Source organism: Streptomyces venetus (assembly GCF_039540295.1).
GTDB classification, from domain to species: Bacteria; Actinomycetota; Actinomycetes; order Streptomycetales; family Streptomycetaceae; genus Streptomyces; species Streptomyces venetus.
The window spans coordinates 446,448-464,044 of sequence record NZ_BAABET010000008.1 but is presented as its reverse complement, the minus strand read 5'-3'; the positions used below and the strand labels follow the sequence as shown (position 1 = coordinate 464,044).

General features: G+C 72.2%; 19 protein-coding genes. 14 read left to right on the top strand and 5 right to left on the bottom strand.

From position 1 onward, the window contains the following. Window positions 1–24: 24 nt before the first annotated feature. Window positions 25–474: a hypothetical protein gene (locus ABEA82_RS27335; protein ID WP_345664328.1), complete on the bottom strand. Its 450-nt coding sequence runs from the start codon at window positions 472–474 to the stop codon at window positions 25–27. Between the two features lie 456 nt (window positions 475–930). Between ABEA82_RS27335 and ABEA82_RS27330 the strand changes: the two genes are divergently transcribed. The 3 genes from ABEA82_RS27330 to ABEA82_RS27320 are packed head-to-tail and all read left to right on the top strand — an operon-like array spanning window position 931 to window position 2,262. Next, entirely contained in the window at window positions 931–1,104 is a 174-nt protein-coding gene (locus ABEA82_RS27330; RefSeq protein ID WP_345664327.1) for a hypothetical protein, read from the top strand. 54 nt (window positions 1,105–1,158) lie between these two features. Then, entirely contained in the window at window positions 1,159–1,641 is a 483-nt protein-coding gene (locus ABEA82_RS27325; RefSeq protein ID WP_345664326.1) for a GNAT family N-acetyltransferase, read from the top strand. Window positions 1,642–1,656: 15 nt separating this feature from the next. After that, window positions 1,657–2,262: a GNAT family N-acetyltransferase gene (locus tag ABEA82_RS27320; RefSeq protein WP_345664325.1), complete on the top strand. Its 606-nt coding sequence runs from the start codon at window positions 1,657–1,659 to the stop codon at window positions 2,260–2,262. Here ABEA82_RS27320 and ABEA82_RS27315 read toward each other — a convergent pair. Both ABEA82_RS27315 and ABEA82_RS27310 read right to left on the bottom strand, forming a co-directional pair. Further along, on the bottom strand, window positions 2,234–2,662 hold the full coding sequence (locus ABEA82_RS27315; protein ID WP_345664324.1) for a VOC family protein: 429 nt from the start codon (window positions 2,660–2,662) through the stop codon (window positions 2,234–2,236). The two genes, ABEA82_RS27320 and ABEA82_RS27315, sit on opposite strands and share 29 nt — an antisense overlap. A gap of 208 nt (window positions 2,663–2,870) precedes the next feature. Then, window positions 2,871–4,214: an amidase gene (locus ABEA82_RS27310; RefSeq protein WP_345664323.1), complete on the bottom strand. Its 1,344-nt coding sequence runs from the start codon at window positions 4,212–4,214 to the stop codon at window positions 2,871–2,873. Between the two features lie 108 nt (window positions 4,215–4,322). Here ABEA82_RS27310 and ABEA82_RS27305 point away from each other — a divergent pair, with 108 nt between their 5' ends. Together ABEA82_RS27305 and ABEA82_RS27300 are read left to right on the top strand one after the other, a co-directional pair. Then, on the top strand, window positions 4,323–4,478 hold the full coding sequence (locus tag ABEA82_RS27305; protein WP_345664359.1) for a hypothetical protein: 156 nt from the start codon (window positions 4,323–4,325) through the stop codon (window positions 4,476–4,478). Window positions 4,479–4,574: 96 nt separating this feature from the next. Further along, window positions 4,575–5,048 (top strand): carboxymuconolactone decarboxylase family protein, encoded by a 474-nt coding sequence (locus ABEA82_RS27300; RefSeq protein ID WP_345664322.1) that lies wholly within the window; start codon window positions 4,575–4,577, stop codon window positions 5,046–5,048. A gap of 100 nt (window positions 5,049–5,148) precedes the next feature. Here ABEA82_RS27300 and ABEA82_RS27295 read toward each other — a convergent pair whose 3' ends face one another. Further along, window positions 5,149–5,853, bottom strand: a complete 705-nt coding sequence (locus ABEA82_RS27295; protein ID WP_345664321.1) for a FadR/GntR family transcriptional regulator — start codon at window positions 5,851–5,853, stop codon at window positions 5,149–5,151. A gap of 167 nt (window positions 5,854–6,020) precedes the next feature. Here ABEA82_RS27295 and ABEA82_RS27290 point away from each other — a divergent pair, with 167 nt between their 5' ends. The 8 genes from ABEA82_RS27290 to ABEA82_RS27255 are packed head-to-tail and all read left to right on the top strand — an operon-like array spanning window position 6,021 to window position 13,877. Beyond that, window positions 6,021–7,094 carry a sugar ABC transporter substrate-binding protein gene (locus ABEA82_RS27290; protein ID WP_345664320.1) on the top strand — a complete coding sequence of 358 codons (1,074 nt, stop codon included), beginning with the start codon at window positions 6,021–6,023 and terminating at the stop codon, window positions 7,092–7,094. After that, window positions 7,091–8,590, top strand: a complete 1,500-nt coding sequence (locus tag ABEA82_RS27285; RefSeq protein WP_345664319.1) for a sugar ABC transporter ATP-binding protein — start codon at window positions 7,091–7,093, stop codon at window positions 8,588–8,590. The genes ABEA82_RS27290 and ABEA82_RS27285 overlap by 4 nt, the downstream gene beginning before the upstream one ends. Beyond that, a complete protein-coding gene (locus tag ABEA82_RS27280; RefSeq protein WP_345664318.1) occupies window positions 8,583–9,611 on the top strand; it encodes an ABC transporter permease in 1,029 nt (342 codons plus the stop codon). Before ABEA82_RS27285 ends, ABEA82_RS27280 begins: the two co-directional genes overlap by 8 nt. 31 nt (window positions 9,612–9,642) lie before the next feature. Beyond that, window positions 9,643–10,986 (top strand): L-fuconate dehydratase, encoded by a 1,344-nt coding sequence (locus ABEA82_RS27275; protein ID WP_345664317.1) that lies wholly within the window; start codon window positions 9,643–9,645, stop codon window positions 10,984–10,986. Further along, window positions 10,983–11,738: an SDR family NAD(P)-dependent oxidoreductase gene (locus tag ABEA82_RS27270; RefSeq protein ID WP_345664316.1), complete on the top strand. Its 756-nt coding sequence runs from the start codon at window positions 10,983–10,985 to the stop codon at window positions 11,736–11,738. Before ABEA82_RS27275 ends, ABEA82_RS27270 begins: the two co-directional genes overlap by 4 nt. After that, window positions 11,735–12,733 carry an aldo/keto reductase gene (locus ABEA82_RS27265; protein ID WP_345664315.1) on the top strand — a complete coding sequence of 333 codons (999 nt, stop codon included), beginning with the start codon at window positions 11,735–11,737 and terminating at the stop codon, window positions 12,731–12,733. Before ABEA82_RS27270 ends, ABEA82_RS27265 begins: the two co-directional genes overlap by 4 nt. Continuing rightward, window positions 12,730–13,047: an L-rhamnose mutarotase gene (locus tag ABEA82_RS27260; protein ID WP_345664314.1), complete on the top strand. Its 318-nt coding sequence runs from the start codon at window positions 12,730–12,732 to the stop codon at window positions 13,045–13,047. Before ABEA82_RS27265 ends, ABEA82_RS27260 begins: the two co-directional genes overlap by 4 nt. Then, window positions 13,044–13,877 carry an amidohydrolase family protein gene (locus ABEA82_RS27255; RefSeq protein WP_345664313.1) on the top strand — a complete coding sequence of 278 codons (834 nt, stop codon included), beginning with the start codon at window positions 13,044–13,046 and terminating at the stop codon, window positions 13,875–13,877. Before ABEA82_RS27260 ends, ABEA82_RS27255 begins: the two co-directional genes overlap by 4 nt. Here the strand turns inward: ABEA82_RS27255 and ABEA82_RS27250 are convergent. After that, window positions 13,865–15,286: a lipase maturation factor family protein gene (locus ABEA82_RS27250; RefSeq protein ID WP_345664312.1), complete on the bottom strand. Its 1,422-nt coding sequence runs from the start codon at window positions 15,284–15,286 to the stop codon at window positions 13,865–13,867. The two genes, ABEA82_RS27255 and ABEA82_RS27250, sit on opposite strands and share 13 nt — an antisense overlap. Window positions 15,287–15,507: 221 nt before the next feature. Here ABEA82_RS27250 and ABEA82_RS27245 point away from each other — a divergent pair, with 221 nt between their 5' ends. After that, on the top strand, window positions 15,508–17,595 hold the full coding sequence (locus tag ABEA82_RS27245; protein ID WP_345664311.1) for a SpoIIE family protein phosphatase: 2,088 nt from the start codon (window positions 15,508–15,510) through the stop codon (window positions 17,593–17,595). The last annotated feature ends 2 nt before the right edge of the window (window positions 17,596–17,597 follow it).

Sequence of the window (17,597 nt, the reverse complement as noted above, 5' to 3'; positions counted from 1 at the left end):
GACGTACCGTCTCATGACGATCCGTCAGTCGACAGCCCCGAGACGGGAGTTGCGGGCCGCCAGCAGTTCCAGGACCGTGCGCCAGTCCTCCAGGACCCCGGCGTCGAACCCGGCCGTGCGGCCCTCCTCGGCCGCCTGGCGCAGGGTGAGGAGGTCGTCGTCGGCCGGGATGTCCCGGTGTGGGCAGCGGCGCACGAGGTGGGCGACCCGCTCGCCGAGCAGGGCGCGCACCGCCACCGCGGCGTGGTCCGCGCGACCGGCCGGGGCGCCGGGTCGCAGCAGTCCGCCGACGGGCTGCACCAGCCCCGCCACCTGGAGCTCCTTGTCCGCCGGCCGGCTGCGGCGCAGCAGCGCGGCGGTCCGCAGCGCGTGATCGTGCAGGTCGACCGGTGGGCGGTCACGGTCCGGGACGTCCCTGGTGCCCCGGCAGGCGTACAGCAGGTCCATCAGCTCCTCGACGCTGCGCAGCTCCATGCGTCAGTCCTCCAGCGAGACAGCCGTTGCCGTGCGGCAGCAGATCATGGCGAGCTTTCGACTCGGCCAACGGCGTTTGAACTGCACAACCGGCTCGAAAACGTCGCCGTGGACATACGCCGATCGGGTGATCCACAAAAGGGACTCAGAGTGACGAATCGGTCCCTGAACCCGAGTTGAACACCAGATGACGCGCGATTGTTACCGCTCGTTTTCAGCCCCATCGAGCGGGGGCATGCTCATTTGGTTAATCTGAGGCAGGCGGACAGCAGCACGGGTCCTACCCACACCCACGGTCCGTCATGGGACAAGCCGGTTCACCACTGCCTGCGCTCCCGCGAGTTACCGGCGCCACCGCGTCCGAACTGCATTTGGCATCAGAAGCCCCCGTGGGCGTCAGGCGCAGCAGGACCGGCGCACACGTCCCGAGGGTGACCGACACATAAGGAGTGCGCGGTGACACCGGAGAAGACGAATCGCGAGCAACGCCCCAAGGAACGCACCGAGGGCAAGGGCCGTCGGTCCGACGAGCTCGGCAGCCTCGATGTGTGGGCCCGCTCGGCCCCGATCCGCCTCGCGGGTTACGAGGAGGACCTCGCCGAGCCCCACATCCTGCCCAGCGTCGACTGACGGGGGCGGCCCCTTCGCGATCGCCGAGCGCATGGGCGTGCCAGACTCGCACCCATGCTGATCAGGGAAGCAACGGCTGACGACTGGACTCGCATCTGGCCGTTCTGGCGCCGCATCGTCGCCGCGGGCGAGACCTACGCCTGGGACCCGGGCACCTCCGAGGAGGAGGCCCGGGTCCTGTGGATGAACCCGGCGAAACGCGTCTACGTCGTCGAGGACGACAACGCCACCGTCGTCGCCTCCGCCTACCTCACCCCCAACTACGGCGGCCCCGCCGTCGGCATCGCCAACGCCGGCTTCATGGTCGACCCCGACCGGGGCGGCCGCGGCTACGGCCGGGCCCTCGCCGAACACCTCCTGGCCGAAGCCGGGGCGGCCGGCTACCGCGGCATGGTGTTCAACGCCGTGGTCGAGACCAACCCGGCCGTGAAACTGTGGACCTCCCTGGGCTTCACGATCCTCGGCACCGTGCCCGACGCGTTCGAGCACCCCCGGCACGGCCTCGTGGGACTGCACATCATGTACCGGGCGCTCTAGAACATCGGAGGGTTCATGGCCGGCTTCGGGATCAGACCTCTGGAAGCGGCCACCTGGCCGGACTTCGCCGGCCTCGTCGAGCGGCACAAGGGTGTGTGGGGCGGCTGCTGGTGCATGGCCTTCCACGCCGAGGGGGTGGGCCGCGCCAGGACCCCGGAGCAGAACCGCTCGGCGAAGGAGGCCCGGGTCCGCGAGGGCCGCGCGCACGCCGCCCTCGTCTACGACGGCCCGGACTGCGTCGGCTGGTGCCAGTTCGGACCGCCCTCCGAACTGCCCCGCATCAAACACCGGCGGGCCTACGACAAAGACCTCGGCGCCCTTCCGGACTGGCGGATCACCTGCTTCTTCGTCGACCGCGCGCACCGCCGCGGGGGCGTGGCCGCCGCCGCCCTCGAGGGCGCCCTCCAGGAGATCGCGCGGCTCGGCGGCGGCGGTGTGGAGGGCTACCCCGAGGACGCCGAGGGCCGGTCGGTCTCCGCGTCCTTCCTCTACAGCGGCACGGTGACGCTGTTCCAGCGGCAGGGCTTCGAACGGGTCCGGCGCCTCGGCAAGAACCACTGGGTGGTCGCCCGGACGGTTCAGCCGGTGACCGTCAGGGACGGACGTACGGCCGGGTCATGATCTCCATGTTGTGGCCGTCGGGGTCGTCGAAGTAGGCGCCGCGACCGCCGAAGAGGTCGTTGACCCGGCCGGGCTCGGTGTGGGCCGGGTCGGCGTAGTAGGTGACCCCCAGCGCCTCCAGGCGGGCGATCATGGCGTCGAACTGGTCCTCGGGCACCAGGAACGCGTAGTGCTGCGACTGGACCGGCTCGTCGCGCTTCTCGTAGTAGTCGAGGGTCACGCCGTTGCCCAGGTCGACCGGGAGGAACGGGCCGAAGGGGGCGCCCACCTCCAGGCCAAGGACGGCCGCCAGGAACTCGGCGGACAGGCGGCGGTCCGAGGCGTAGACAGCGGTGTGGTTCAGGTGGGCGACCGTCGTGGGCGGTTCGGGTGCGTGCTGTGCGTGCTGTGCGTGGGACATGCGTGGGTGCGTCTCCAGTCTTGGGATCCGTGTGCCGCGCCGCGGTGGCGCGAGGAGAGGGGGGGAACACGGAGACGGGAGGCGGGGCTCGTGCCCTCTCCGGCTCTCGGCGGAGCCTGCGCGGGGTCACCCCCGCCGCGCTCACGCCGAGGCCGGGCGCCTCACTCGTGCATGGCCTACGGCCGACCCGGCAGTCACCCGGCCGACCTTAGTCCACCGGCGCCGTACGCCGCCACGGGTTTCGTTCCTGCAATTGCTCCGCCAGAGCGAGGAGTTGCCGCTCCGAGCCGGGGCGGCCGACCAGCTGCACGGCACAGGGCGCACCGGACGGGAGGGTTCCGCACGGGATCGACATGGCCGGCCAACCGGTCAGGTTCCACGGGGGCGTCATCGGTGAGTGGTTGGTGTTCGCCAGCAGGTTGCTCAGCCAGCCCCGCTCGTGCCAGGGCCCGGCCTTCGGTGAGCGGCGGGCGAGCGCGGGCGTGAGCAGCACGTCGTACTCGGCGAAGAACGGCTCCAGCCGTCGGCGCAGCCGCTCCCGGCTCGCCCCCGAGCGCACGGTGGCGACGAAGGGCCGGCCGAGTCCCGCGTGGACCCGGGTGCGCCGGGCCAGCAGACGGGGGTCGAGGCGCTGGGCGTCGGCCGCGGTGCCCGCCGTCCAGTGGGCCAGCGACGTCAGGGGCAGCGACGCCGGGTAGGGCGGGTCGGCGCGCCGGACCTGGTGGCCCGCCTTCATCAGCACCCCGGCCGCCTCCCGGGTGGCCGCCGCGTACGGCCTGCTCACGGTGACGCCGGCCAGGGGGCTGCGCAGCGACACGGCGACCCTGAGGGCCCCGGGTTCGGCGCGCCGGGCGGGCGCGTCGTCCGCGAGCACCGCGAGCATCAGCCGGGCGTCCTCGACGGTGGTGGCGAGCGGCCCGTTCTCCGACATGCCGAACCAGTCGCTGTCACCGACACCGGCCGGGACCACTCCCCGGCCCGGCTTGATGGTGACGAGGCCGCAGTTGGCGGCCGGTATGCGCAGCGAGCCCATGCCGTCGTTGCCGAGGGCGATCGGCACCATTCCGGCGGCGACGGCGGCGGCACTGCCGCCCGACGAACCGCCGGCCGTACGGGACGGGTCCCAGGGGTTGCGCGCCGTGCCGAACACCCCGTCCGTGGTGGCGAAGACGCACAGCTCCGGCACGTTCGTCAGGCCCACGACCACCGCGCCAGCCGCCCGCAGCCGGGCCACCGTCACATGGTCCTCCTCGGCCGGTGTGTCCGGGGTCGCGGCCGAGCCGACACGGACGGACTCGCCGCGCACCGCGAGGTTGTCCTTGACGGCCACCGGCACCCCGGCCAGGGGCAGTTCGGCGAAGTCGCCGCGCGCCGCCACCTCTTCGGCCTCGGCCAGCGCCGCCTCGGCGCGCACCGTGCGGAAGGCCCCGACCCGGGCGTCGAGCCGCTCGATCCGTTCGAGGTGCTCGGCCACCACCTCGCGCGGGGTGACCCGCTTCTCGCGGACGGCGGCGGATATCTCGGCGGCGGTGCGGCCGGCCCAGGTGGTCACAGGAGCTCCTCGGAGTGTGCGGCGGGACGGGCTTACTGGCGAGTACGTAGGGAGAACTGTGCACCGGCGAGGGGCGCACGTCGAGGCCACCGGCCGGTCGATGCGCCTTTGCTCGCCCGACGCGCCCTCGGACAGGTGATCGGCGCGAGCCGCATTCTGCGGCTGCCCGCCGCCGTGCCGGCCCGGCGGTGGCGGACGCGGGTGACCGGGGCGCGAGGGTCCGTGCGCGTCGCCGAGTTCGGGCTGTACCGGTCCCGGGTCTGACGGGGTCGTGGCACAGGTCACATGCGTCGATGTCACATCGTGGGGAGCCGCTGACTCATAGGGGTGTACGCACCGACAACGACAGAGGAGCTCATCATGAGCGCGCGTCTGGACCCCTTCGCCACCCCGAGTGCCGGCAAGCTCGTCAAGCAGTTCAGCTCCGTGGGGCGGCTGGTGGTGGAGTCACCGCTGCCGGCCGCGACACGCGAACTGGTCTCGCTGCGTGTCAGCCAGATCAACGGGTGCGCGGTCTGCATCGACATGCACACCAAGGAGGCCGCAGCCGCGGGCGAATCCTCCGTGCGGCTGCATCTGGTCGCGGGGTGGCGGGAGGCCACGGTCTTCACCGAGGCCGAGCGTGCCGCGCTGGAGCTGGCCGAGCAGGCGACCCGTATCGCGGACGGGGCCGGCGGGGTCCCGGACGAGGTCTGGGAGCGGGCCGTCAAGCACTACGACGAGGACCAGCTGATGGCGCTGGTGACCCTGATCGCCTTCATGAACGCGGCGAACCGGCTGAACGTCGTCCTCCAGCAGCCCGCCGGGGACTACCGGCCCGGCCAGTTCAAGTAGCGGGCGGCGCACCGGGCCCTGGGCCGGATCCAGGGCCCGGCGGCGCACCGGGCCTTGGGCCGGAGCTACGGCGCGGCGACGCACCGGGCCCCGGCCGGTCCTAGGGCCCGAGCTGGGCCCGCATCCACTCCTCCACCTCGCCCACGTGCGCGGCCGCCGCCGCGCGGGCCGCCTCCGGGTCGTGGGCGGCCAGGGCGCGGTGGATCGCCGCGTGTTCGCGGCGGGTGCGGGCGAAGGCGCCCTCCTCCTGGTAGCCACGCCAGACGCGGGCCCGGAAGGTCCGTGACGACAGGCCCTCCAGGATCGCGGCCATGGTCTCGTTGCCCGCCGCCACCGCGATCACACGGTGGAAGGCCAGGTCGTGGGCGATGATCTCCTCCGGATCGTCCGTGGCGTTCATCGCCGCCAGGTGCCGCTCGACCTCGGCGAGCTGGTCCTCGCTGATACGGGCGGCGGCCAGCGCCGTCGCCGTCGACTCCAGGATCCGCCGCACCTCCAGCAGTTCCACCAGGCGCGGACCGCGCGACAGGTCCGCCACCACGCCGAAGGTCTCCAGCAGGTCGCCGGCCTCCAAACGGGTCACATAGATGCCCGACCCGTGCCGGGCCTCCAGCACGCCCAGCACCGTCAGCGCGCGGATCGCCTCCCGCATCGAGCTGCGGGAGATGCCGAGCTGGGCGGCCAGGTCCCGTTCCGTCGGCAGCCGCTGGCCCGGCTCCAGCAGGCCCTCGCCGATCATCGCCTTGATCCGCTCGATGGCGCGCTGCGTCACGGTGCCCTTCTGCGGGGCTGTCTCGTCGTCCACGCCGTTCCTCCGATCACGCGCTCCGGCGCAGTCTAACCAGCAGGGTGGTCGGACCACTATGAGTCGAGAACGCGAAAATCTGGCGTCGCAGGGTGTTCTGGCGGGCGAGTGGTCTGATAAGTATGCGGGCATCTGCTGGAACACCCGGTCGATGGGAGCCCCCTGAGATGCCCGGAAGCACAGTGCGGAAGCCGAACACGTCCCGGATCCTCGGCGCGGTGGCCCTGGCCGCCGGAGCCTCGCTGGTGCTCGCCGCGTGCGGCAGCACCAAGGACACCGGCGCCTCCGGGGCGGGCGGTGGAGGCGGCAGCGGCAAGGTCGGGGTCGTCCTGCCCCTGCTGACCTCGCCGTTCTGGCAGTCGTACAACGACTACGTGCCGAAGATGGCGAAGTCCGAGGGCGTCGACGCGATGAAGACCGTCAACTCCAACAGCGACCCCTCGCAGCAGATCACCGACATCAACAACCAGCTCAACCAGGGCGTCAAGGGCCTGGTCGTCGCCCCGCTGGACAGCGCCGCCATCGAGGCGGGCCTCGACCAGGCCGAACGCAAGGGCGTGCCGGTCGTCGCCGTGGACGTGGCGCCCGACAAGGGCAAGGTCGCGATGGTGGTCCGGGCGAACAACGTGGCCTACGGCGAGAAGGCCTGCCAGTACCTGGGCGAGCACGTCGGCTCCGGCAAGGTCGTGCAGATCATGGGCGACCTCGCCTCGGTCAACGGCCGCGACCGCTCCGAGGCGTTCCGCGCCTGCGTGAAGAAGAACTTCCCGAAGCTGAAGGTCCTGGAGATCCCCGCCAAGTGGGAGTCCGACACCGCGGCCTCCAAACTCGACACCCTCCTCAACGCCAACCCCGACATCAAGGGCATCTACATGCAGGCGGGCGGTGTGTACCTCGCGCCGACCCTCCAGACCCTCAAGTCCAAGGGGATGCTGAAGAAGGCCGGGCAGAAGGGCCACATCACCGTCGTCTCCAACGACGGAATCCCGCAGGAGTTCGACGCGATCCGCAAGGGCGAGATCGACGCGACCGTCTCGCAGCCCGCCGACGCCTACGCCAAGTACGGCATGTACTACATCAAGGCGGCGATGGCGGGGAAGACCTTCGAGCCCGGCCCGACCGACCACGACTCGACCATCGTCAAGCTGCCCAGCGGCATCCTGGAGGACCAGCTGCCCGCGCCGCTGGTGACCAAGGACAACGTCGACGACCCCAAGCTCTGGGGCAACACGGTCAAATGAGCACCCCACTGGTTGAAGCGCGCGGCGTCGTCAAGCGGTACGGCCCCACCACCGCCCTCGCCGACGGCCGGCTCGCCGTCCTGCCCGGTGAGTCCCACGCCCTCGTCGGCCGCAACGGCGCCGGCAAGTCGACACTCGTCCGGATCCTCACCGGCCTCGAAGCGCCCGACGAGGGCACCGTCCGCTTCGACGGCGAACCCGCGCCCCCGCTCACCGACCGCGACGCCTGGCGCGCCAAGGTCGCCTGCGTCTACCAGCACCCGACGGTCGTCCCCGAACTGACGGTCGCCGAGAACCTGTTCATCAACCGTCAGCCGCTCCGGCGGGGATTCATCAGCTGGCGCAGTCTGAAGACCGAGGCGGCCCGGCTCCTCGACACCTGGGACGTGCGCGTCGACCCCGACGCCCGCACCGCCGACCTCAAGGTCGAGGACCGGCAGATGGTCGAGATCGCCCGGGCCCTGAGCTTCGGCGCCCGCTTCATCATCCTCGACGAACCCACCGCCCAGCTCGACAACCGGGAGATCGAGCGGCTGTTCGGCCGTATGCGGGCCCTCCAGGACTCCGGCGTCACGTTCCTGTTCATCTCGCACCACCTTCAGGAGGTGTACGAGGTCTGCCAGGCCGTCACGGTCCTGCGTGACGCCCGCTGGATCACCACCGCGCCCGTCGCCGACCTCCCACGCCGGGACCTGGTGGAGGCCATGGCCGGGGAGTCGATCGAGGTCCTCGCCGAGCAGGCCGTGGACCCCGGGGACGCCGACCGCGACGCCCCCGTGCTCCTCGACGCCCGCGGCCTCACCTCACCGGCGTACCGGGACATCGACCTCACCGTCCGCCGCGGCGAGGTCGTCGGACTCGCCGGTTCCAGCGCCAGCGGCAAGATCGAGCTGGCCGAGTCCTTCACCGGGCTGCACACCCCCACGAGCGGCACGGCCCGCATCGACGGCGCGCCGCTGCCGTTCGGCGACGTCCAGGCCACCCTGAAGGCCGGCGTCGGCTTCGTCCCCCGCGACCGGCACGACCAGGGCCTGGTCTTCGGCATGTCCATCGGCGACAACGCCACCCTCAGTGTCCTGGACCGGCTCGGCCGCTTCGGCTTCGTCGGCACCGACCACAAGCGCGGTGTCGCCACCGCCCTGATCGAACGCCTCGACATCCACGCCGCGGGGCCCGACCAGCCCGTCTCCGACCTGTCCGGCGGCAACGCGCAGAAGGTCGTCATGGCCCGGGCCCTCGCCTCCGACCCCCGGCTCCTCGTCCTCGTCAACCCCACCGCGGGCGTCGACGTGAAGTCCAAGGAGTCCCTGCTCGCCCGGGTGGACAGCGCCCGCGACGACGGCACCGCCGTGCTCGTCGTCTCCGACGAACTCGACGACCTCAGGCGCTGCGACCGCGTCCTCGTCCTCTTCCACGGCCGAATCGTCGCCGAGCACCGGGCGGGCTGGCGCGACCACGAGCTCATCGCCTCCATCGAAGGAGTGGACCATGGCTGACACCAAGGCGGCCCCGCCGCTCGCGCCCGCGCGAGCCACCGACCCGCGCGCCGCCAAGGCAGTCCTGCTCCGCCGGGCCCGCGAACTCGCCCTCGTCCCGGCCCTGTTGCTCCTCCTGGTGCTCGGCGCGGTGGTCAACGACTCGTTCCTCACCGAACGCAACCTCATCTCCATCCTCGGCGCTTCCGCCGCCCTCGCCATGGTCGTGCTCGCCGAGTCGCTCGTGCTGATCACGGGCAAGTTCGACCTGTCCCTGGAATCGGTCGTGGGCATCGCGCCCGCCGTCGGCGCGCTGCTCGTGCTGCCCGCCGCCCAGTCCGGCTGGGGCACCGAACTCCCGGCCGCACTAGCACTGTTGGCCGTCCTGGTGGCCGGTGCGGCCGTCGGCGCCTTCAACGGCATACTCGTCGTGAAGTTCAAGCTCAACGCGTTCATCGTGACGCTCGCGATGCTGATCGTGCTGCGCGGTCTGCTGGTCGGCGCCACCAAGGGCAAGACGCTGTTCGGGATGCCCGACAGCTTCTACTCGCTGGCGACCACCACCTTCCTCACCGTCCCGCTGTCGGTGTGGGTGGCCGCGCTCGCCTTCGCCGTCGCCGGGCTGGTCCTGAAGTACCACCGCGTGGGGCGGGCCCTGTACGCCATCGGCGGCAACGCGGACGCCGCCCGGGCGGCGGGCATCCGGGTGGAACGCGTCATGCTCGGCGTGTTCGTCGTCGCGGGTGCCCTCGCCGCGGTCGGCGGCATCATGCAGACCGGGTACGTCGGCGCGATCAGCGCCAACCAGGGCCAGAACATGATCTTCACGGTGTTCGCGGCCGCGGTGATCGGCGGCATCGCCCTCGACGGCGGCAAGGGCACCATGTTCGGCGCCCTGACCGGCGTACTCCTTCTGGGGGTCGTGCAGAACCTGCTCACCCTCGCCCAGGTGCCGTCGTTCTGGATCCAGGCCATCTACGGCGGGATCATCCTGGTCGCCCTCATGATCGCCCGGGTCACCACCGGCCGGGCCCAGGACTGACGCCCCCGCCCCTGCAACCGAAAGGCCCCCCGTGTCCCCGACGCCCGCCCGCATCACCGCGGTCGACACCCACGACATCCGCTTCCCCACCTCGCGCGAGCTCGACGGCTCCGACGCGATGAACCCGGACCCCGACTACTCGGCGGCCTACGTCGTCCTGCGCACCGACGCGGCCGACGGGCACGAGGGGCACGGATTCGCCTTCACCATCGGGCGGGGCAACGACGTGCAGGTCGCCGCGATCGACGCGCTCCGCGGACACCTGCTCGGCCGCTCCGTCGACGACCTGTGCGCCGACCCGTCCACCCTCAACCGCGACCTGATCGGCGACAGCCAGCTGCGCTGGCTCGGCCCCGAGAAGGGCGTGATGCACATGGCGATCGGCGCGGTCGTCAACGCCGTGTGGGACCTCGCCGCCAAGCGTGCCGGCCTGCCGCTGTGGCGGCTGCTCGCCGAGGCCGAGCCCGAATGGCTGGTGCGCCAGATCGACTTCCGCTACCTCACCGACGCCCTCACCCCCGAGGAGGCCCTGGCCCTCCTGCGCCTGGGCGGACAGGGCGCCGAGGAGCGCACCGCCCGGCTCCTGGAGCGCGGCTACCCCGCCTACACCACCTCGCCCGGCTGGCTCGGCTACGACGACGACAAGCTCACCCGGCTCGCCGCCCAGGCCGTCGCCGACGGCTTCCGGCAGATCAAGCTCAAGGTCGGCGCCGACCTCGACGACGACATCCGCCGCTGCCGCGTCGCCCGGTCCGTCATCGGCCCCGACCTCCGCATGGCCGTCGACGCCAACCAGCGCTGGGACGTCGACGAGGCGATCCGCTGGACCAAGGCCCTCGCTGAGTTCGACCCGTACTGGATCGAGGAACCGACCAGCCCCGACGACATCCTCGGCCACGCGGCGATCCGCCGTGCCGTCGCCCCCGTGAAGGTCGCCACCGGCGAGCACGTGCACAACCGGATCGTCTTCAAACAACTCCTCCAGGCCGGCGCGCTCGACGTCGTCCAGATCGACGCGGCCCGCGTCGGCGGCGTCCCCGAGAACCTCGCGATCCTGCTGCTCTCGGCCAAGTTCGGCGTCCCGGTCTGCCCGCACGCGGGCGGTGTCGGCCTGTGCGAACTCGTCCAGCACCTGTCGATGTTCGACTACGTGGCCCTGTCCGGAACCACCGAGGACCGGGTCATCGAATACGTCGATCATCTGCACGACCACTTCCTCGATCCGGTGGTCATCCGCGAAGGTCATTACACGGCACCGACCGCGCCGGGCTTCTCGGCCGCCATGCGGCCCGAGTCGCTGGCGCGCTACACGTACCCGGGCGGCGAGTTCTGGGCCGCCGACCTCGACGAGCGGAAGAAGGGTCAGGCCGCATGAGCGACTTCGAGGGCCTCAAAGCCCTGGTGACGGGCGGCGCCTCCGGCATCGGCCGGGCCACCGCCGACCTCCTGGCCGAGCGCGGCGCCCAGGTCGCCGTCCTCGACCTGGATCCGTCGCCGGTCGACAAGCCACTGCTCGCCCATCGCGCGGACGTCACCGACGACGCGTCCGTGCGCCAGGCCGTGGCGGCCGCGGTCGCCGACCTCGGCGGACTCGACATCCTGGTCAACAACGCCGGCATCGGGGCCCAGGGCACCGTCGAGGACAACCCCGACGACGACTGGCACCGCGTCTACGACGTCAACGTCGTCGGCATGGTCCGCACCACCCGGGCCTGCCTGCCGCACCTGCGCGCATCCGGGCACGCGGCGATCGTCAACACCTGCTCCATCGCCGCCACCGCGGGCCTGCCGCAGCGCGCCCTGTACAGCGCCACCAAGGGAGCCGTGTACTCCCTCACCCTCGCCATGGCCGCCGACCACGTCCGCGAGGGCATCCGCGTCAACTGCGTCAACCCGGGCACGGTCGACACCCCGTGGGTCGGCCGTCTCCTGGACGCCGCCCCCGACCCGGCCGCCGAACGCGCCGCCCTGGAGGCCCGCCAGCCCACCGGCCGGCTGGTCGCCGCCGCCGAGGTCGCCGGCGCCATCGCCTACCTGGCGAGCCCCCTGTCCGGCGCCACCACGGGCACCGCCCTCGCCGTCGACGGCGGCATGCAGGGCCTGCGGCTGCGCCCGGTGGCCCGATGAACCGGCTCGGCGGCAGTGGCGTCGAGGTCAGCGCCCTGTCCTTCGGCGCCGCCGCCATCGGCAACCTGTACACCGCGGTCGGCGAGGCCCAGGCGCACGAGGCCGTGGAGGCCGCCTGGCAGCGGGGCGTCCGCTACTTCGACACCGCCCCGCACTACGGCCTCGGCCTGTCCGAACGCCGCCTCGGCGCCGCCCTGCGCGAGCACCCCCGCGACCTCTACACCGTCTCCACCAAGGTGGGCCGCCGCCTGGAACCCGCGGACGGCACCGGCGACGACCTCGCGGGCGGCTTCGCCGTACCCGCCACCCACCGGCGCGTCTGGGACTTCAGCGCCGACGGCATCCGCCGCACCCTGGAGTCCAGCCTGGAACGGCTCGGCCTCGACCGGGTGGACGTCGTCTACCTCCACGACCCTGACGAGCACGCCGAGTGGGCCTTCCGCGAGGGCTACCCGGCCCTGGAGAAGCTCCGCTCGGAGGGCGTGGTCGGCGCGATCGGCGCCGGAATGAACCAGGCCGAGATGCTCACCCGCTTCGTCCGCGACACCGACGTCGACGTGGTGCTGTGCGCCGGGCGCTACACCCTGCTCGACCAGAGCGCCCTCACCGAGCTGCTGCCCGCCGCACACGAGCGCGGCGCCTCCGTCGTCATCGGCGGCGCCTTCAACTCCGGCCTGCTGGCGAACCCCAGGCCCGGTGCCACGTACAACTACACGGCGGCGCCTTCCGAGCTGGTCGAGCGGGCCCTGCGGCTGAAGGCCGTCGCCCACCGCCACGGCACCACGCTGCGCGCCGCCGCCCTGGCCTTCTGCGCCGCCCACCCGGCCGTCGCGAGCGTCCTCGTGGGAGCCCGCTCCGCTCACGAAGTGCGCGACTGCGCCCACCAGTTCGCCGCCCACGTGCCCGACGGGTTCTGGCAGGAGCTGCGCACCAAGGGCCTGCTGCCCGCCGACGCCCCCGTCCCCGCCGGGTCGACGTCCAAGGAGCCGTCATGAGAGTCGCCCTGCACACCAAGGTCCGCCCCGACCGCGTCGCCGCGTACGAGGCCGCCCACCGCGAGGTCCCCGAGGAACTCACCGACGCCATCCGTGCCGCCGGTGCCACTTCCTGGACCATCTGGCGCAGCGGCACCGACCTGTTCCACGTCCTGGAGTGCGAGGACTACGCCCTTCTCCTCGCCGAACTGGAGAAACTGCCCGTCAACGTCGCCTGGCAGGCCCGTATGGCGGAACTGCTGGACGTCGTGCACGACTACTCCGGCGAGGGCGCGGACGCCGGTCTGCCCGTCGTGTGGGAGCTGCCGGCATGACCGTGGTCGACGCCCACCACCATGTGTGGGACCTGTCCGTACGGGACCAGGACTGGATCAGCGGTCCCGAACTCGATCCACTGCGCCGCGACTTCACAGTCAAGGATCTCGAACCCGAGGCGAGCGCCGCCGGAGTGGGCCGCACGGTCCTCGTCCAGACCGTCACCGTGCCCGAGGAGACCCCGGAGTTCCTGGCCCTGGCCGAGGCGCACGAGCTGATCGCGGGCGTCGTCGGCTGGACCGACCTCACCCGCCCCGACGTCGCCGACGCACTGGCCCGGCTGCGGGAGCTTCCCGGCGGCCGATACCTCAAGGGCATCCGCCACCAGGTCCAGGGCGAACCCGACCCGGAGTGGCTACTGCGCCCGGACGTCCTGCGGGGACTGGCCGCCGTCGCCGACGCCGGGCTCGTCTACGACCTCGTCGTCCTGCCGCACCAGCTCCCCGCCTGCGCGCGGGCGGCCGCCGCCCTGCCCGGCCTCACCTTCGTCCTCGACCACCTGGGCAAACCGCCCGTCGCCGCCGGCACCCTCGAACCCTGGGCGTCGGACCTGCGCGCCCTCGCCACCCTGCCCAACACCGTCGCCAAACTGTCCGGCCTGGTCACCGAGGCCGACCCCGCCTCCTGGACGCCGGCGGACCTGCGCCCGTACGCCGAGGTGGCGCTGGAGGCCTTCGGACCGGACCGACTGATGTACGGCTCGGACTGGCCGGTCTGCACGCTCGGCGTCGCCTACGGCGACACCCTCCGCCTCACCCGTGACCTGACGTCCCCACGCGAACACGAGCAGATCCTCACGGCCACGGCCACCCGCGTCTACGGCCTCTGAGCGGTCTTCGCCAGCCGCGTCGGCGGCAGGTACTCCCGCACGAACGTCCTCTCCCAGCACGCGCCCGTCTCCCGCAGCTCGCGCCACGTCGTGTAGCGGTAGCGGAACAGGCGGGCGCGCACATGGCGCGGGGGCTCGTCGGGCGGGAACGGCGAGCGGCGCAGCAGCTTCAGCGTGTCCCGGTCGTTCTCCAGGAGCCGCTCCACGAACGTGCCGAACCAGGAGTCGGCGTAGGCGGGGGAGAGGGCCGCGAACCACATCATCCAGTCGAGCCGCAGATGGTAGGGGGCGAACTGGCGCGGCCAGCGTCGCGGATCGCCCGGCTTGCCCTTGAACTCGTACTCCCGCCAGTCCGAGTCCGCACGCGGCACGTCGTCCCGGGTGCCCTCGACCACCACCTCGTGGCGGACCCGGCTCACACTGCCGAACGCCCCGTAGGTGTTGACCAGATGGAGCGGGTCGAAGGAGCGGTTCATCACCTGGCGGCGGGAGACCATGTTGCGCACCGGCTGGTAGCTGAGGCCCAGCAGCAGCGCCGCCACCGCGAGGACCACGACCACGTACCACAGCGGAGCGCCGGGCACGTCCGGCGCATCGGCCGGGAAGCGCACCACCGGCAGGGCCAGCACGATCGTGATCCAGTTCAGCCAGGCGAAGTTCCCCGACAGCACCAGCCACAGCTGGGTGAGGATCATCAGTGCGGCGGCGGCCGTCGCGACGGGCTGCGGGGCGAACAGCAGGAACGGCACCACGAGCTGGGTGACGTGGTTCGCGGCCACCTCGACACGGTGCGCCGGCCCGGGCAGATGATGGAAGAACCAGCTCAGCGGGCCCGGCATCGGCTGGGTCTCGTGATGGTGGTCCAGGCAGGTCAGCTTCCGCCAGCACTCGTCCCCACGCATCTTGATCAGCCCGGCGCCGAACTCCACCCGGAACAGGATCCAGCGCAGCAGGAACAGCACGACGACCGGGGGCGCCACCTCGTCGTTGCCGAGGAACACGGCGAGGAAGCCGACCTCCAGCAGCAGCGACTCCCAGCCGAACGAGTACCAGGTCTGCCCCACGTTGACGATCGACAGGTACAGCACCCACGGCACCAACCACAGCAGCATGCCGCCCCACAGCGGCAGCAGCGAGTCCAGCCCGGCCAGCAGCGCCGCCGACACCGCGCAGCCCGCCCAGGCGCAGAACGCGAAGAAGTGGTCCGAGTAGTGCAGCTGGAACAGGCTCGGCGCCCGCTTGAACGGCACCCGCCCCACGAACCGCGGCACCGGCAGCATCCCGCGCCGCCCGATCAGCGCGCGGAACTGCCACGCGGCCGTCAGGAACGCGACCAGGTACACGGCGGCCAGCGCCCGCTGGAAGACCAGCCGGCTCAGCCAGTACTCGGATGCGGTGAACCAGTCCACTGCCGTGTGCTCCTCCCGGTGCGGCGCCGGACCCCAGTGTCACGCTCCGTGTACCACCGCTCCGGACGCGTACCCCGAGCGAGTGAACCGAATGCCGCGGACGGTCGGCCCGGCACCCTTGCGGGCGTCTTGACCAACAGAAGGGGGCCGGTGCCGCCGAGCGGCCCGTAAACTCGGCGCATCCGGTCGAAGAATCGGACGAATCCTGGCAAGGTGGGCCCATGGCTGATCGGGGAGCGAGCGCCCTGTCACCCCCGGACGACTGGCCCGCCCAGCCGGACCCGATCCTCGCGCTCAACCGGATGGGCAGCTTCGACTGGGATCTGGACACCGGCCTGATGGCGATGGACGCCCAGGCCCACGCGGTCTTCGACGTGCGCCCCGATGAGTACGACGACCACCCCGAGACCCTCTCCCAGCGCGTCCCGCCCGACGAGGCCCGGCGTCTGGACACCGCCGTCTCCCAGGCCCTGAAGGACGGCAGCGAGAACTACGGCGCCTACTTCCGTCTCCGCCGCCGCGACGGCACGCTGCGCTGGACCCACACCCAGGGCTACATCCGGCGCGACGACACCGGACGCCCCCGCCGCATCATCGGCATCATCCGGGACGCCACCCAGGAGCTCGGCGAGAGCGACGCCCGCCTCGACCAGGCCGCCCAGGACGGGGCCCGCCGGCAGCAGGCCAGCGTCGTCGAACTCACCACGGCCGCCCTCGCCCACGCCCGCACCGTCCAGGACGTCATCGACGTCCTCAAGGACACCCACGGCGTGACCCACCTGGGTGCCACCAGCCTCGTCATGGGCCTGGTCGAGGCCGGCCGCATCCGCCTGGTCGCCGAGGGGCCCGTGGGCAGCTTCGTCCCCGGCACCAGGGTCACCCGGATCGACGATCCCTACCCGATGAGCGAGGCCGTACGAACCCTCGGCCCCTGCTTCATCGAGTCGCCGGAGGAGTTCGCCGAGCGCTACCCGGTCCTGTGGCCGCACCTCACCGACCTGAAGATCACATCGGCCGCCTATCTGCCGCTCATCGTCCAGGCCAGGCCGATCGGCGCGATGGGCCTGCTCTACAGCGACCGGCGAGGCTTCACCACCGAGGAACGCGACATCCTCGTCGCGCTCGGCAGCAGCATCGCGCAGAGCATGCAGCGGGCGATGTTCTACGAGCAGGAGATGGACCTCGCGCAAGGCCTCCAGCAGGCCATGCTGCCCCGGACCATCCCGAGCGTGCCCGGGGCCGACGTGGCCGTCCGTTACCGCGCGGCCACGATCGGCGGCTCCGTCGGCCGTGACATCGGCGGCGACTGGTACGACCTGATCCCGCTGCCCGGCGGCCGGGTCGGCGCCGTCATCGGCGACGTCCAGGGCCACGACACGCACGCCGCCGCCGTCATGGGCCAGTTGCGCATCGTGCTGCGCGCCTACGCAGCCGAGGGGCACACCCCGGCCGCCGTGATGGCCCGCGCCTCCGTCTTCCTGCACGAACTCGACACCGACCGGTCCGCCACCTGCCTCTACGCGGAGGCCGACCTGACCACGGGCGTCCTCCAGGTGGTCCGGGCCGGCCACATCGATCCGCTCGTGCGCCCCACCGACGGCAGCTGCCGGCGTGTCACCGTCCCGGGCGGACTGCCGCTCGGCCTGTCCGCCGAGTTCGGCCGCCTCGACTACCCCGTGGCCACCCTGGAGCTCGACCCCGGCGACACCCTGCTGCTGTGCACCGACGGCCTGGTGGAGCAGCCGGGCGCCGACCTCGACGACGGCATGCGCACCCTGACCGCGCTCGTCGCCACCGGCCCCGACGACGTACGGGACCTCGCCGACCGGCTCATCGACGTGGCCGCCGAACGCGGCGGCGACGACGACGTGGCGCTGCTCCTGCTGCGCCGGCGCGGCCCCGAGGGCCCGCAGTCCGGCCGCCGGCTCCAGCGGCACGTGGCGCCCGGCGACCCGGCGGCCCTGACCGAGGCCCGCCACATGATCCGCACCGCGGTCGGCGCCTGGGGCGCCCGGGACCGCGCCGACGAGATCGAACTGGTCGCCGACGAGCTGATCACCAACGCCCTGATGCACACCGAGGGCTCCGCGATCGTCACGCTCCGGGCCCTCACCGGCTCCGAGCACCGGCTGCGCGTCGAGGTCGAGGACTCCTCCAGCGCCCTGCCGCGCCGCCGCGAGGCGGGCGAGTCGGGCGTGTCCGGGCGGGGTCTGCTGCTGGTCGACCTGCTCACCGACGTCTGGGGCGTGGAGGCCCGGGGCGGCGGCAAGGCCGTGTGGTGCGAGTTCGTGGTGCCGGGCCACGACTGACC